At 37.5% G+C, this 15,171-nt stretch carries 14 protein-coding genes, 1 tRNA gene and 1 other annotated feature; of the genes, 11 read left to right on the top strand and 4 right to left on the bottom strand.

Annotation, left to right across the window (positions count from 1 at the left end; translation table 11 throughout):
- Positions 1-21 precede the first annotated feature (21 nt).
- The 9 genes from QKW49_RS15330 to QKW49_RS15290 all read left to right on the top strand — a co-directional run bounded on the left by QKW49_RS15330 (position 22) and on the right by QKW49_RS15290 (position 10,025).
- Positions 22-903: a mechanosensitive ion channel family protein gene (locus QKW49_RS15330; RefSeq protein ID WP_282863549.1), complete on the top strand. Its 882-nt coding sequence runs from the start codon at positions 22-24 to the stop codon at positions 901-903.
- The gene (locus tag QKW49_RS15325; protein WP_282863548.1) at positions 903-1,124 is read left to right on the top strand and encodes a DUF951 domain-containing protein; all 222 of its coding nucleotides are present in this window, start codon (positions 903-905) and stop codon (positions 1,122-1,124) included. The genes QKW49_RS15330 and QKW49_RS15325 overlap by 1 nt, the downstream gene beginning before the upstream one ends.
- A gap of 263 nt (positions 1,125-1,387) precedes the next feature.
- Positions 1,388-1,623 (top strand) — a binding site (T-box leader).
- 116 nt (positions 1,624-1,739) lie between these two features.
- A complete protein-coding gene (gene ilvB / locus QKW49_RS15320) occupies positions 1,740-3,371 on the top strand; it encodes a biosynthetic-type acetolactate synthase large subunit (protein WP_282863547.1) in 1,632 nt (543 codons plus the stop codon).
- Between the two features lie 86 nt (positions 3,372-3,457).
- Positions 3,458-3,976, top strand: a complete 519-nt coding sequence (gene ilvN / locus QKW49_RS15315; protein ID WP_282863546.1) for an acetolactate synthase small subunit — start codon at positions 3,458-3,460, stop codon at positions 3,974-3,976.
- 17 nt (positions 3,977-3,993) lie between these two features.
- Positions 3,994-4,986: a ketol-acid reductoisomerase gene (ilvC, locus tag QKW49_RS15310; RefSeq protein WP_282863545.1), complete on the top strand. Its 993-nt coding sequence runs from the start codon at positions 3,994-3,996 to the stop codon at positions 4,984-4,986.
- Positions 4,987-5,272: 286 nt separating this feature from the next.
- The gene (locus tag QKW49_RS15305; protein WP_282863544.1) at positions 5,273-6,784 is read left to right on the top strand and encodes a 2-isopropylmalate synthase; all 1,512 of its coding nucleotides are present in this window, start codon (positions 5,273-5,275) and stop codon (positions 6,782-6,784) included.
- Between the two features lie 125 nt (positions 6,785-6,909).
- Entirely contained in the window at positions 6,910-8,490 is a 1,581-nt protein-coding gene (gene cimA, locus QKW49_RS15300) for a citramalate synthase (protein ID WP_282863543.1), read from the top strand.
- Positions 8,491-8,697: 207 nt separating this feature from the next.
- Positions 8,698-9,780 (top strand): M15 family metallopeptidase, encoded by a 1,083-nt coding sequence (locus tag QKW49_RS15295; RefSeq protein WP_282863542.1) that lies wholly within the window; start codon positions 8,698-8,700, stop codon positions 9,778-9,780.
- Positions 9,781-9,934: 154 nt separating this feature from the next.
- A tRNA-Ser gene (locus QKW49_RS15290) sits at positions 9,935-10,025 on the top strand.
- A 295-nt stretch (positions 10,026-10,320) separates the two neighbouring features.
- Here the strand turns inward: QKW49_RS15290 and QKW49_RS15285 are convergent.
- The 3 genes from QKW49_RS15285 to QKW49_RS15275 all read right to left on the bottom strand — a co-directional run bounded on the left by QKW49_RS15285 (position 10,321) and on the right by QKW49_RS15275 (position 12,590).
- A complete protein-coding gene (locus tag QKW49_RS15285) occupies positions 10,321-10,755 on the bottom strand; it encodes a DUF1232 domain-containing protein (protein WP_282863541.1) in 435 nt (144 codons plus the stop codon).
- A gap of 182 nt (positions 10,756-10,937) precedes the next feature.
- Positions 10,938-12,170, bottom strand: a complete 1,233-nt coding sequence (locus QKW49_RS15280) for a tyrosine-type recombinase/integrase (protein ID WP_282863540.1) — start codon at positions 12,168-12,170, stop codon at positions 10,938-10,940.
- A 213-nt stretch (positions 12,171-12,383) separates the two neighbouring features.
- The gene (locus QKW49_RS15275) at positions 12,384-12,590 is read right to left on the bottom strand and encodes a helix-turn-helix domain-containing protein (RefSeq protein ID WP_282863539.1); all 207 of its coding nucleotides are present in this window, start codon (positions 12,588-12,590) and stop codon (positions 12,384-12,386) included.
- Between the two features lie 153 nt (positions 12,591-12,743).
- Between QKW49_RS15275 and QKW49_RS15270 the strand changes: the two genes are divergently transcribed.
- Together QKW49_RS15270 and QKW49_RS15265 are read left to right on the top strand one after the other, a co-directional pair.
- Positions 12,744-13,172: a helix-turn-helix transcriptional regulator gene (locus QKW49_RS15270; RefSeq protein WP_282863538.1), complete on the top strand. Its 429-nt coding sequence runs from the start codon at positions 12,744-12,746 to the stop codon at positions 13,170-13,172.
- 181 nt (positions 13,173-13,353) lie between these two features.
- A complete protein-coding gene (locus tag QKW49_RS15265) occupies positions 13,354-14,658 on the top strand; it encodes a hypothetical protein (RefSeq protein ID WP_282863537.1) in 1,305 nt (434 codons plus the stop codon).
- A 195-nt stretch (positions 14,659-14,853) separates the two neighbouring features.
- Here QKW49_RS15265 and QKW49_RS15260 read toward each other — a convergent pair whose 3' ends face one another.
- Positions 14,854-15,090 (bottom strand): hypothetical protein, encoded by a 237-nt coding sequence (locus tag QKW49_RS15260; RefSeq protein ID WP_282863536.1) that lies wholly within the window; start codon positions 15,088-15,090, stop codon positions 14,854-14,856.
- Positions 15,091-15,171 lie beyond the last annotated feature (81 nt).

Here is a 15,171-nt window from a genome sequence, read left to right as displayed (position 1 = left end):
TATCATAAGGGAGTTGATATAGTGGGCAGTATTGATTGGGGACAAGTTAAAAAGGAAGTTACTAGTTTTGTTATAGATCATCAGGACCAGGTTCTTTCTGTTGCGGGGAGAATAATGAAAACAGCAATAATCGTGGTATTGTCTTTAATGGTAATAAAATTCGGTACTTTGCTCATCCAGAAATTCTTTGATAAGCAAAAAGAATTTAAATATAAGTTAGATACAAAGAGAACCGATACGTTGGCTACATTATGTATCAGTATCCTTCGTTATTCAGTATATTTTGTGGCATTTGTGACCATACTGCAAGCGGCTTTTGACATCGTGCCTACAACCATTATTACTGCTGCCGGAGTCGGAGGATTGGCTATCGGGTTCGGAGCACAAAATCTGGTGAAGGATGTAATCACAGGGTTTTTTATTTTATTGGAAGATCAGTTCTCTGTAGGTGATATGATTACTGTAGATGGTATGATGGGAACTGTAGAAGAAATGGGACTGCGGATTACCAAGGTTCGGCATTATGCCGGTGATCTCTATATCATACCCAATAGTCAGATTCAAAGCTTAACCAATCATACAAGGGGTAGCAAGGGTGCAATTGTAGATGTGGCTATCGCGTATGAAGAGAAGATTGATAAGGCTTTAGATGCTTTAAACATTATTTCTGAACGTGCGGCAAAAGAAATCGATTCAATTGTAGAAGGCCCTACTGTGCTGGGGGTTAAAGATCTTGGTGACTCAGGTGTAGTCATTAGGGTATTTGCAAAAACAATTGCCGGAATGCAATGGGAAGTTGAGCGCCAGTTGAGGAAAAGAATCAAAGATGGATTTGATGAGAGGGGTATCGAAATTCCATATAACAGGCTTGTTGTAATTAACAAAGGTGAAGGTGATAGTTGATGCCGATAAACTTAAAAGTAGGGGATATTGTAGAATTAAAAAAGCAGCATCCCTGTGGAAGCAAGCAGTGGGAAATTCTCCGAGCGGGTATGGATTTTCGTATTAAATGTGTGGGGTGCGGTCACCAAGTCATGTTGGCTCGACCTAAATTAGAAAAAAGCATAAAAAAAGTCTTTTACTCAGCCCAAGATGCTACAGGGTCAAATGGTGGCAATGATTAGACTGCAATATGAAGATGATTTCTATCGGTGGTAAAAGTTTGAATTTTCATGGATAAAAAAATGAAATTTATATAGTTGTTACTCATGATTTCTATTTAGATTAATATTTATTGGATGCAATCAATGTTTAAGCAGTTTGCAGTTAAATATACCGATGGACAAAACCAGCTTTTAAATAATAAAACAGAGAACGTGAAAAAATCACTGTTGACAAATGCCTAATGGCTTGGTAAAATGTTAAACAATTATACTTAAATACGTTATTAAAAGCGATGAAAGAGAGAAAAATATACTGTACCCTATAAGAGAGCCGATGGTTGGTGTGAATCGGTGGGAAGGTATATATAATAGACTCACTCTTGAGCTGTATGTCTGAAATTTAGTAGGATATACCGGACTGCACCGTTATTGTATGAGTATTTTATACTCACTGAGGCTGTTGCTGAGAAGTAACAGTGAAGTAGGGTGGTAAAGCGATGAAGCATTCCTCGCCCCTTGTACTTATTGTACTAGGTGCGGGGTTTTTTTATACCCAAATGGGTATAAATATCATAATACGGCATGAAAAAGAGATAATATCATTATAAACCATAAATTGTTTTGGAGGTGATCGATATGAAGATGACTGGGGCTGAAGCAGTCATTAAGGCACTGGAAGAAGAGAAGGTTACTGTAATATTCGGATATCCCGGTGCTGCTAATGCACCTATCTATGAGGCATTAAGTAAATCGCACATAAAACATATCCTTACCCGTCATGAACAGGGAGCCGCCCATGCAGCAAGCGGGTATGCCAGAGTAACAAAAAAAGTAGGGGTATGTATGGCTACTTCCGGGCCTGGGGCTACTAATCTGATCACCGGTATTGCTACAGCGTATATGGATTCTATTCCGATTGTAGCTATTACAGGCCAGGTTTCATCTGAGATGATTGGCAGAGATGTGTTTCAGGAAGTAGATATTACAGGTGCCACAGCGCCATTTTGTAAGCATAGCTATTTAGTTAAAAATGAAAAAGATCTTCCGAGAATATTGAGTGAAGCTTTTCATATTGCAGCAACCGGCAGACCCGGGCCGGTTCTCATAGATGTACCTATTGATGTACAGATACGGGAATTGGATTTTAAATACCCAAAGAACCCGGATATCCGAGGGTATAAACCTACTTATAAGGGTAACGGATTGCAGTTAAAGAAAATTGCAGAAGCGATAGAGAAATCAGAACATCCGGTAATTTGTGCAGGCGGGGGTATCATTCATTCAGGAGCCTCTGAAGAGTTAATAACAATTGTTGAGGAGTTAGGAATACCGGTAGTGACGACTTTAATGGGAATAGGTGCAATCCCTTCCTCACATCCTTTAAATTTAGGGATGTTAGGGTCCCATGGTGTGTATGCGGCGAATCAGGCAGTTAGCAACTCGGATTTGCTGATTGTGATGGGAGCAAGGGCAGGAGATAGAGCAATCGGAAAAACCGATAAATTTGCCCGGCATGCACAAGTTATTCATATAGATATTGATCCTGCGGAGATTGGTAAAAACCTGGGAACTAAGATTCCTATCGTAGGAGACGTAAAACTTATTTTGCAGCACCTAATGAAGTATCTGCATTCCGGTTATAAGCAGGAATGGGTGAATACCGTCACCCAATGGAAAGATTCCCGAATGCAAAAAACGGTAAAAGAATATGAAGATAGTGACTATGTCAATCCCAAGTATGTGCTGAAAGAATTATCGGAGCTTACGGAAGGGAATGCTGTTGTGGCTACAGAAGTAGGACAGAACCAGATATGGGCCGCAAATCACTACAAGACAGTATATCCCGGAACTTTTCTGACTTCAGGCGGGTTAGGTACCATGGGATATGGACTTCCGGCAGCTATTGGTGCTAAGGTTGGAACCCCTGATAAGACGGTATTTGTTATTGCCGGAGACGGAAGCTTCCAGATGTCTATGCAAGAGCTGGGCACGATGAAACAATGGGATATTGATGTAAAAATAATATTGTTTAATAACCAGCGGTTGGGAATGGTGCGAGAACTGCAAAAAATGCATTATAAGAGCAATTATTTTTCAGTCACGCTGGATAAGAACCCTGATTTTATAAAAATTGCAGCTGCTTATGACATACCGGGAGAAAAAGTTCTGCTGAATAGTAAGGTGAAAGCAGCGCTGGAGAATGCATTGAAGTACGAAGGGGCTTATATCTTAGAATTTCAAGTAGATCCTGAAGAAAGTACACTGTAGTCAACAGGGAATGAAAACAGAGGATGTAGAATTAATAGATTTCATTCTATTAATCATTCTCTATTAAAAAATGGGGAGGGTTTTAGATGGCAAAACATACGCTATCAGTTCTAGTGGAGAACCATGCAGGAGTATTGTCTAGGGTAGCGGGACTGTTCAGTCGCAGAGGATTCAATATAGATAGCCTGGCGGTTGGAGTGACAGAAGATCCCAACGTATCGAGGATGACCATAGTGGTTGACGGGGATGAGTATACTGTTGAACAGGTGACAAAACAGTTGAATAAACTGATTGATGTTATAAAAATAAGAGAGCTCGATCCGAATGACTCGGTTACCAGAGAGTTAGCACTTATTAAGGTAAATGCAAACTCATCTACGAGATCAGAAATCATTCAGATTGTAGATATATTTAGAGCTAAAATAGTAGATGTATCAAAAAATACACTTACAATTGAGATGACAGGTTCAGCGGATAAGATCGCTGCCTTCGAAGAAATGCTGAGGCAGTTTGGTATTAAAGAAATGGTTAGAACCGGGGTTGTTGCAATTGAAAGAGGGAATCAAGTAATTAAAGTAACCAGTACTGAAGAGAATGAAGAATAAACTAGGAGGTTGTTAACATGGCAAAAATGTATTATGACAGTGATTGTAATTTAGATCTATTGAAAGGAAAGACTGTTGCAATAATAGGTTATGGAAGTCAGGGACATGCGCATGCATTGAACTTGCACGAAAGCGGCGTAGATGTAGTCGTTGGTTTGTATGTTGGAAGTAAATCATGGAAGCTGGCAGAGGAAGCAGGTCTTAAAGTAGCTACAGCCTATGATGCTGCAGCACAAGCTGATATCATCATGATCCTCATTAATGATGAAACGCAGGCAAAGCTTTACCAAGAAAGCATAAAGCCAAACCTGAAAGCTGGAAAGGCAATGGTTTTTGCTCATGGATTTAATATTCATTTTGGCCAGATTGTACCACCGGCAGATGTGGATGTATTCATGGTTGCACCAAAAGGTCCGGGACATACCGTAAGAAGCCAGTACCAAGAAGGAAAAGGAGTTCCATGCCTTATCGCAGTACATCAGGATGCTACAGGAAAAGCAAAAGATCTGGCATTGGCTTATGCAAAAGGAATCGGCGGTGCCAGAGCAGGTATTCTTGAAACAACTTTCAAAGAAGAAACCGAAACAGATTTATTCGGTGAACAGGCTGTATTATGCGGCGGTGTATCTGAGTTAATGAAAGCAGGCTTTGAAGTATTAGTTGAAGCAGGATACCAGCCGGAAAGCGCATACTTTGAATGTATGCATGAAATGAAGCTGATTGTAGATATGGTTAATCAGGGTGGACTAAACTATATGAGATATTCCATCAGTGATACTGCGGAATATGGTGATTACTGTATAGGAAAGAGAATTATTACAGAGCAGACAAAAGAAGAAATGAGAAAAGTACTTCGTGAAGTACAGGAAGGAACTTTCGCTAAGAATTGGATTTTGGAAAATCAGGCGAATAAAGCATCTTTCTATGCCAGAAGAAGAATAGAACAAGAGCATCAAATTGAAGTCGTAGGTAAAGAGTTAAGAAAAATGATGAGTTGGTTGAAGAAATAATATAGCTGAAGTTAGATATGGGAGCGCGCACCTATCTACCTTTCAATAACAGGAAATGAGGAGATTGAAGTAAAAAGCGAATACCCTTTACTGCAATACGCTCTTCTATCCGCTTTATTAGCCAATATATTATCGTTTAGAAGAAATCTATACAAATGATAGATTGATAAATGTTTTTGTCTAATAAAAAGTCAGAATAATAGTCAGCAGGTGAGTGGATGATGGATTCAAGTATGGATATTCACTTCCGCTGCCCACTGTTTTCTAAATTTGAAAGGGGATTTATATGTCAAAAATTATTAAAATATTCGATACGACATTAAGAGATGGGGAGCAAACTCCGGGAGTAAATCTTAATATACAAGAAAAGCTGGAAATTGCACGACAGTTGGAAAAGTTGGGGGTAGACGTCATTGAAGCAGGCTTTGCTATTGCGTCTCCCGGTGACTTTGAAGCAGTGCAGGCAGTTGCGACAGAACTGAAAAATGTAACAGTAGCTAGTCTTTGCCGTGCAGTTGAAAAAGATATCGATAGAGCATGGGAAGCAGTTAAGAATGCTGTAAGCCCAAGGATTCACACATTTATTGCGACTTCCGATATTCATATGCAGCATAAGCTGAAGATGAGTGAGGATGCAGTATTGGAGCGAGCTGTAGCCATGGTGAAATATGCGAAAAGGTATTGCAGCGATATAGAATTCTCTGCTGAAGATGCAGGAAGAAGCAGGCCGGAATTCTTGTACAAAATATTTGAAGCAGTGATTGCGGCTGGAGCAACGTGTATTAATATTCCTGACACTGTTGGATATACCGCTCCGAAGGAATTCGGCGGTCTTATCAAAGGTGTGATGGAGAATGTTAAAAATATTGAAAATACAGACGTTAGCGTACACTGTCATAATGACCTTGGGATGGCTGTTGCGAATACACTTGCAGCCATAGAGAACGGAGCTACTCAAGTAGAATGTACCATCAATGGCTTGGGTGAGAGAGCCGGAAATGCTGCCTTAGAAGAAATCGTTATGGCATTAACCACCCGTAAAAATTACTATAACGTTCAGCATAATATTGATACAACGCAAATATCCAGAACCAGCAAGCTGGTAACAAGCTTAACCGGTGTGCAAGTACAACCCAATAAAGCAGTTGTAGGTGCAAATGCATTTGCTCATGAATCAGGTATTCATCAGCATGGTGTATTAAGTGAAAAAAGTACTTATGAGATCATGACACCGGAGTCAGTAGGCTTATCGCAGAATAAAATGGTGTTGGGTAAGCTCTCAGGACGCCATGCTTTTGAAGATAAATTAAAAGATATGGGCTATACACTGGAACAGGACGCTATTAATAAAGCGTTTGAAAAATTTAAAGAATTAGCGGATAAGAAAAAAGTTGTACTGGATGATGATATTCATGTATTGGTGGAAGAAAGAGTTTCGCAGATACCTGAGATATATCAACTGAAAAGTTTCCAGACTAATAGTGGGAACAAGGTAATAGCTACTGCAATGGTAGAGCTAACTAAAGAAGATCAAACGGTAACAGAAGCTGCTACAGGAGATGGACCCATTGATGCCGCATTTAACGCGATAGAAAGAGCAGTAGGTATAGAAATTAAACTGGCAGACTATAACCTTAGGGCAGTTACCGGTGGCAAAGATGCTTTAGGTGAAGTATCCGTAAAGATTGCAAAGGAAGATAAAACCTTCATGGGCAGAGGCGTGAGTACCGATATCATTGAAGCCAGTGTGAAAGCATATTTGAATGCGATAAACAGGATGTTGAGCGAAATTGCTTAATCAGCTTTGCAATAAAACGAAATTTTAGAACAGATCCTTTGAGTTCACAGTATAGTATTGTCCGTACGGGGTATAAACTGTGGACTCATTTTATATCAACATGTCTAGTGAAAGGAGGTTTTTGAATGAATAAAGTATATATTTATGATTCAACATTGCGTGATGGAGCGCAAGCAGAAGGAATATCCTTTTCCGTGGAGGATAAGCTTAAAATTGTGGAAAGACTGGATAAATTAGGTGTGGATTATATTGAAGCAGGTAATCCTGGCTCTAACCCTAAAGATCTGGAGTTTTTTGAAAGAGTCAAAAAGATGAAGCTTTCCAATATAAAGCTGGCTGCATTTGGAAGTACACGCAGAGTAGGAATAAAGGTTGAAGATGATAATAATGTACAGTCTATGCTCCAGGCCGATACTCCTGCTGTCGCAATATTCGGAAAGAGTTGGGACTTGCATGTCATAGATATCTTGAAAACTTCTCCGGAAGAAAATCTTCACATGATTAGAGATACCGTTGCGTTTTTCAAGGATAACGGAAAAGAAATTATTTATGACGCTGAACATTTCTTTGACGGATACAAGGCAAACAGTAAATATGCGATGCAGACGCTAAGTGCGGCAGTAGAAGGAGGCGCCCATTGCCTGGTACTGTGTGATACTAACGGAGGTTGTTTTCCACTTGAGATTTACGAGATCACAAAGAAAGTATGTGAAATGTTTGAAGGGGTGCAGGTAGGCATTCACTGTCATAATGATACCGGAATGGCTATTGCAAACTCTATACTGGCGGTACAGGCAGGTGCTGTTCATGTTCAGGGGACATTTAACGGTTTTGGAGAAAGATGCGGCAACGCTAATCTTTGTACGATTATCCCTGATTTGCAGGTGAAACTGGGAATAGAATGTATTCCGGCAGATAATATGTCAAAACTAACTCCTGTTGCGAGGTTCGTCAGTGAGATCGCAAATGTCGCGCATGATGAGAGAGCTCCATATGTTGGAAATGCAGCTTTCGCTCATAAAGGAGGCATGCATATCGATGGAGTCACAAAAAACCCTAAAACCTTCGAGCATATTAATCCCGAGGTAGTGGGAAATGAGAGAAGATTTCTTATGTCTGAGGTGGCGGGCAGATCCAGTATCCTCTCAAAAATTAATCAGGTTGCACCGGAGCTTACTAAGGATTCTCCTGAAACCAAACAGATTATTGATAGATTGAAGGCACTAGAGCATGAAGGATATCAATTTGAAGGTGCTGAAAGCTCTTTCGAATTGGTTATTCGAAAAGAATTAGGAAAATATACACCTTTCTTTGAGCTTGAACACTTTAAAGCCATTGTTAACGAGCCTAGTGGGGACACCCATAGTTCATCTGCGCTGATTAAGATTGTGGTAGATGGAGAAGAAGAAATCACAGCGGCAGAAGGGGACGGTCCGGTTAATGCATTGGATAAAGCATTGAGAAAAGCATTGGAAAGATTTTACCCGCAGCTTAAGGATATGCATCTTACCGACTTTAAGGTTAGGGTATTAGATTCCAAGACAGCAACAGCTGCAAAGGTAAGGGTATTAATTGAATCTACAGATGGAGAACGTATATGGAGTACTGTTGGAGTTTCAACCGACATTATTGAGGCAAGCTGGAAAGCGTTGGTTGACTCACTAGTATATAAACTTCAGAAAGATAAAGATAGCAGCCTTTCATAATGATTTTGACTCCTATTGAAAACTCAATAGGGGTTTCATTTGTCCTAGAACAAATTCACTATAGTGAATTTGTTCTTTTTTCTTTCAAAATCGGACAAAAAATGATACTATTATTATAAAGTTTAGTTAAAGAAATATATGGAAAAAATCATAATATAGATAATAGAATTTAAGGGGTTGGTTCTCATTAATAAAATAGGAATTTTTGTGGGATTGGTTTTCTTCTTGGTACCGTTTACAATTGCATGGTCAGCAGGTACAACGAAGGTTGATGCTGTTGACGATACATCTTCATATATAGAAAGCGTAGAAAAATCTGCTTGGCAGCAGCCGAGTATCGATACGTCTAATGGCAGCATAGATGAAATAAACCAGCAAGAGGTTGAAATACCCGCGCATAAGATACTAGGGATATTAGATGCTAGTGCCCATGCTGAACAAAGTTCGTATATACAAGATCATCAGAAGATAGGTTACATAAATAAAGATACTAGCAGTAACAGCGGGGATCTTATTTTAGTCAATAAGTGGACAAGTCTTCCTGAAAATTTTACGCCTAACGGACTAGTGAGGGTAGATGATAAAAGCAATGAAATAAAGCTTGAATGTACATATTCAGGACTTACCATAAAGAAAGAAGTGCGTTCTGCGGTTATTAACATGTTTAAAGCGGCGAGGGACAGCAATGTAAGCAGCATTATTATTTCAAGTACTTATCGCTCCTATGACTTTCAAAATACATTATTTAAAAAGAAGGTTAAGTCTCTGATAAAGGAGTTTGGGAAGCAAGCAGCATATGAACAAGCATCCGAAATTGTTGCACCGCCAGGAACCAGTGAGCATCAAACAGGTTTAGCGATAGATATTACCACACCGGAGTTACTAAAAACTGCTGATCCATTGGTGACTGCGTTTGGTAACACTATACAAGGGAAATGGATCTATGAAAATTCGTGGAAATACGGATTTATCATAAGGTATCAGCCGGATAAAAAGGATATTACCGGAATAGTATATGAACCATGGCATCTAAGATATGTGGGGACCCCTCATGCAGAGATCATGTATAAAAACAACTGGTGCCTTGAAGAATATCACCGACAATTAAAGAATTCAAAGCATATGACGTTCAATGGTGAAGATAAAAGCTATGATATTTTCTATACCTCTTTACCATTCAGCCAACAAGTTTTTGATGAAGTGTATGAAGATCAGATAGGATATCGGATATCAGGTGATGGGAAAGACGGGTATATTATTACTGTTGAGAAGAATAAAGATAGTAAATAACTAGATCTGAATAGGTATTAATATATACCTGATAACATAAATATACAACTGGATGTCAATAATTACTTGAATAAATTTTAAAATATCTCTTGCTTTTTTGTAATACCCATTGTATACTATATAGGTGTCACACGACATAATTAAATAATTATATGGAGAGATGGCTGAGCTGGTCTAAGGCGCACGATTGGAAATCGTGTGAACTCTAACAGGTTCCGAGGGTTCGAATCCCTCTCTCTCCGCCAATATCAAGGGTTTAGAAGGACTGTATGATATCAAAATCATACAGTCCTTTCACTGTTTTTAACTAATTTGATAACATTTTGATAACTTTTTTCTGTGATATAGGGTTTGATAACATGATATACGATGAAAAGATGTTTTGTAGTTATATTTCTAATAAAGCGGTAAATGTAACTGCTTCCCTTCGATTTTATTCTAGTATTTGCCTTAATAGCAATAGTTAAGGTGCTTTATATATTACTGGATAAAATAAAAGGAAGCTTTTAAGATATTAAAAACTCCCACTAAAAATATTTGTCAGTTCTTTGATGTTTTATTATCTATTTCATTAAGTAAGTTCGCATCATATTCTCCAAACCAGTCTTTTAATTTAGCTTTAGCCTTTGCTTTTACTTCCTCATCTATATACATGGCAACAGCTCCAAGTGCAAGCATAATAGCACCAAAATCATCAGAATACCCAACAACAGGCGCTATATCTGCGATTGCATCTAATGGAACTATAAAGTATCCTAATGCCCCAACAATAGTACCTTTTGCCCATAGAGGAGTAGCAGCTTTTTCTAAAGTAAAATACAAAAGTAGCCCAGCGTAAATTACAGAAATTCCAGCACTTGACGCAACATCTTTTATTTTTTCAAATAACGACTTTTCAGAATACTCCTTTGAATATTTATTTTGGGTTTCGGTATTTTGTTGTTTTTCAGTAGTTTCTTTATTGTCGATTGACATAGTCATCAGCTCCTTTGTGAAATAGTTGTTACATACATAAATATTCTATATAAGAAGAGAAATTCCTTCAAATCTTTATAAAATAAAATGTATATTTTAGCTTATTTATTTAATATTGTAGTAATTTTTTGTAATCCTATAAGATACTCACTGATAACTCTTTGAATTGGATACTAAAATTGCTATGCTACAAAATATAATAAAGCTTCTTCTTTTATCATATTGTTATTAGAATCATTAGCGTATATAGTCGTTTTTGACATATATTTTTCAATATCTGCGTCAAGTTTTTCAACAGCTTCTACTTGCATCTCATCCATGACATGAGAATAAATATCAAGTGTAATAGTAACAGAAGAATGCCCTAGCATTTTTGAAACAGTATTAATTGGTACGCCCAAACGGATCATATTTGTTGCAAATGAGTGCCTCATATCATGGAACCTGATAGGTTCAATACCTTGGTGTTTGATGATGCTTTCAAACCTTTTACTAAAGTTGGAAGGAGGTATAATACTTCCGTCCTCTTCACAGCATATAAAACCATTGTCGTGATACTCATCGTCGAGTAGGTCCTTCTGTTTATCCTGGAGCTCTTTGTGACGTTTCAGGATATCCAATAGAGTTTGAGTTATTCGGATACATCGCAAGCTGTCAATGGTCTTTACTTCGCTTCGCTTTGTGCTGTTTTTACTCCCGGTTCGTTGTTTCCTTATAGAGATGATTCCCTGATCAAAATCACAATCTGACCATTTTAAACCAGCTACTTCCCCTCTGCGGAGCCCTGAAAGCCCAGCAAGAGCGATTGGAAGCTCCATAGTAGTATCTTTTACTGAAGCAAGAAGTTTCATTATTGTTTTCTGATCATACACATTTCCTAGGTACTTCTTTACTGAAGGAAGCTCAACATCTTTGGCTGGGTTTCTTAATATTAGTCTATCCTTCACTGCCCAGTCTAATGCTTTACTTAGATTACGATGAATATAGATAATTGTCTTAGCAGAAAGACCAGTACTTTCTTCATCATCCTCATCTTTAAGTATATCGTCATAGAAGTTCTGAATATTTCTGGTTGTCAGCTGTTGTAAAGGAATCCATCCTATATTTGGATTGATATGCTTCTGAATATTTACTTTGTAACCTCGGATAGTATTTTCAGCTAATCTACCTTCAACAAACTTGCTGTACCACTCATTCATAAGTTCACGGAGAGTTATTTTCTTGGCATCAACATAGTTGTTGTTTTCAATTTGTCCAAGTACTTCATTAAGAAACTTCTGGGCATCACCTTTCTTTGTGAAGCCACGTTTAATCCTTTGCTTCTTCTTTCCTGTCTTCAGGTCTAGAACCCGATACATTACATCATATACCTTTTTGCTTTTGGCATTAAGTCTTTCTTGAATTGATCCATCCATAATCTAATCTCCTTTGATTATTTGATTTGCTTACTAGTTTCATCAGTCGGACTAAGTAGATGACCTTATTTTTAATACTAGGTCATGCAGTGTTTATTAGGGAGGTTCTCTTTTCTTGTTATGCTGGAGTAAAATTAAAATGCTGGTATTCATAACATATTAGTTCCTTTCATGAGTTTCTAATGTATTAAATTGACTTATGCTTATGTTAGTTTATCGTAACGTGCTAGAGTCTTTATTTACTACTTGGTCTTTTAAATAATCTTCGAAGAGGCTGGTTATTACTCTGATCGATCTGCCAATGCGAATAACGGGTATGGAACCATTTTTCGCTAATTCATAGGCTTTGGTGCGGCTTATGTTCATCTGATCAGCAAATTCAGAAATTGTTAGTGTTAACTTTGACATAAATATTATCATCCTTTCAATTAGAAATTCAAATTATTGACACTAGCCTACAAAAGAGATATAATTAGTTTGTGGACTAATTAGGTCAACGGCAATATCATTATATATCTGTGGACTAAATAAGTCAACAAAAATTTGAAGAAAAATAATACCGGAGGAATTCTTATGGCAGAGAAGTTGGGTGAATATCTTCAAGGATATAGGATGCAAGCCGATTATACGTTACGAAGGTTAGGTGAGATAATAGGGGTTGATCATTCATATCTTGGGAAGATTGAAACAGGTAAGAAGAAACCATCTAAAGAGGTATTAGATAAACTTATTAGCATACTTGGGATAGATGAAACAGAAGTTCTAAGATTGATGGGCCAACATGTTGAGACTACAGGAGTGAAGTTAGAAAAGGAAAATCCAGAGGGAGTTGATATTCTTTATAAACTTACCAAATCTCTTGATGATGAAGGAAGAACGATATTGAACAATATTTTGATTCAAGTAAAGTTAGGACTTGATGGCGATAATGTTGATGCACAAAAGATTGCTGAAAGTTTAGCTAAATTAAAAAACAACACTAAGATGGTAGATGAAGGATAGAGATTATTCTTATAACATGTCGAAGTTAGAGTAAATTTTTCGTTAGAAAAATGACCTCTAACGTAGTTATTATAAGGCTTACGGTGTAATTGAATATGATGAATATTTTAGCGGATAGCACCTTGAAATTATAAGTACGCATGAAGCACAGCAGATTGATGATTGGGAAGGAGGTGAAATAGTGGCGTTTGATCGTGTTGTACTCTCTACACATGTAAAACATACAGATATTAATATTACTGACTGGAGATATATTGATGTTAAAGATATTCCAGTGCTTAAAGGAGCTAAGTCAATTAAGGTAGATGACTGCTTGCATTTGAGTTATTATCCTTACCTACCTTACGGTGGCTCGTATCCATATTTATTGCGAGGGACTTTGTTCTTAAGTTTTAGCATTCCAAAGCTACTTAAGGGTGATAATATCGCATCTATCTGGGCTTTCAATTTTCAGGTGTTATGGGAAATACTTTGCATGCGATTATCTAATATATTACCAAAGATATATGAACTTTCTCATATTAGATTCTGGTCTATATCAAAGATTGAGATCAACTTTGATTTAATTGATAGTGCAGAAAATATCAAGAGATATTACGAAGTGATAGGAAAGATGAATGTTCCAAGATATAACAAACTCGATGAATATGAAGAAGATGGTACAGTTTATAATGTTAGCGGAAAAGATATCGGTGCTAGCAACGCTATTGAGAGAATATACCTTAAGAAGAAGGAACGTTTAGATAGAAAGTATATACAACGACCGTCTGCATATTGTTGGCGTAGAGATCTGGTGAATATAGATCTTGGGGATGCGATGCTTAGGTTTGAAATGGAATTGCATAGGCCTAAGATTAAATATGATTTGATACATTCAAAAGGGCTACCACGTTATAATCCTTATACGTGTATATCAGTTCCTGATGATCGTAAAAAGCCAACGCATATATTAGAGCAAATGTTCGAAGAGAGCAAAAAACAGCGATTCATGAAACGGAAGGATCCGAGTATCCTATTTGAGAAATATAATCCGGACAATAATGTGGCGTATATCCCTTACGATTCGCCATTAATGCCTTCGGGGATTGGTACTTTTCAGGATGTATGTAATTATGAGATAGGTATTTATTATGTGAAAAGTTTCATCTCTAAGTATCATTTTGATAAAATTATTACCACCAGGAAGAAGTTGTTTTCATTTATTAATAATAGTACGGAGTTTTCAATGACAGAAAAGAATAGGCTCAAAATGGTTATCGACCACTTAAATGACAGAGAAAAAGCTAATTGTATTCTAAGCGATAAGAGCATCAATAAATACAAACACAAGATACTGGCTATGGGATATCACTACATATATAGCGATGAAGAACTTAAGCCTATAACCATTGAGCGTATTCTTGATAGTCTTCCAGATGAGCAGAAAAGAGCGATTGAAGTAAACATAGACTCAGACTTTTTCAAAGATTTGCAGTACAAAATTTAATTAGATAATAATGCGGTGATTGAACATAGGATAAACAAATAGCTAATTACAAACAAATAAACTTGGTCGGTATATATTTATACGGTAGCAAATAGTTTCTTTACAAACTTAATGAGGATTATAACTTGATAGAATCACTAAACACCATCAATTTTGCTACAAACTTATACATTCCACATAGAGAATTCATCATTCTTATACTATAGACCGGGTACTGCCTGCAACGCTTGCATACAATGGAAGTAAGTCTAATACGGATTGCTCCTCACGGCTTAACTTCTTCGAGAAGATGAATTCGTAGTCATCAGACAGCCCTTCTTCATCTGTTTTAATACCTCCCTGCCGTAGTATCCGACCTATATTGTGACCAACACTAATCGGTAGAAAGCCAAGGGCTTCTGCTTCTCTTGCCGCGATGTCATTGGTAAACAATCTAGAATTCTCTCCATACAATTCAGTGAAAGCTCTTGCCCAGACATATGGATTGTTGCTGTACATCGAAGCATAGAACTC

It is taken from the genome of Petroclostridium sp. X23, from assembly GCF_030013905.1.
GTDB lineage: Bacteria > Bacillota > Clostridia > SK-Y3 > SK-Y3 > X23.
Note: the sequence above shows the minus strand (reverse complement) of the source record. Positions and strands in the feature narration are given on the sequence as shown.

Coding starts and splice junctions, on each gene's coding strand:
- QKW49_RS15325 (WP_282863548.1), top strand. CDS start 903: ATGCCGATAAACTTAAAAGTAGGGGATATTGTAGAATTAAAAAAGCAG.
- ilvB (WP_282863547.1), top strand. CDS start 1,740: ATGAAGATGACTGGGGCTGAAGCAGTCATTAAGGCACTGGAAGAAGAG.
- ilvN (WP_282863546.1), top strand. CDS start 3,458: ATGGCAAAACATACGCTATCAGTTCTAGTGGAGAACCATGCAGGAGTA.
- ilvC (WP_282863545.1), top strand. CDS start 3,994: ATGGCAAAAATGTATTATGACAGTGATTGTAATTTAGATCTATTGAAA.
- QKW49_RS15305 (WP_282863544.1), top strand. CDS start 5,273: ATGTCAAAAATTATTAAAATATTCGATACGACATTAAGAGATGGGGAG.
- cimA (WP_282863543.1), top strand. CDS start 6,910: ATGAATAAAGTATATATTTATGATTCAACATTGCGTGATGGAGCGCAA.
- QKW49_RS15285 (WP_282863541.1), bottom strand. CDS start 10,755: ATGTCAATCGACAATAAAGAAACTACTGAAAAACAACAAAATACCGAA.
- QKW49_RS15280 (WP_282863540.1), bottom strand. CDS start 12,170: ATGGATGGATCAATTCAAGAAAGACTTAATGCCAAAAGCAAAAAGGTA.
- QKW49_RS15275 (WP_282863539.1), bottom strand. CDS start 12,590: ATGATAATATTTATGTCAAAGTTAACACTAACAATTTCTGAATTTGCT.
- QKW49_RS15270 (WP_282863538.1), top strand. CDS start 12,744: ATGGCAGAGAAGTTGGGTGAATATCTTCAAGGATATAGGATGCAAGCC.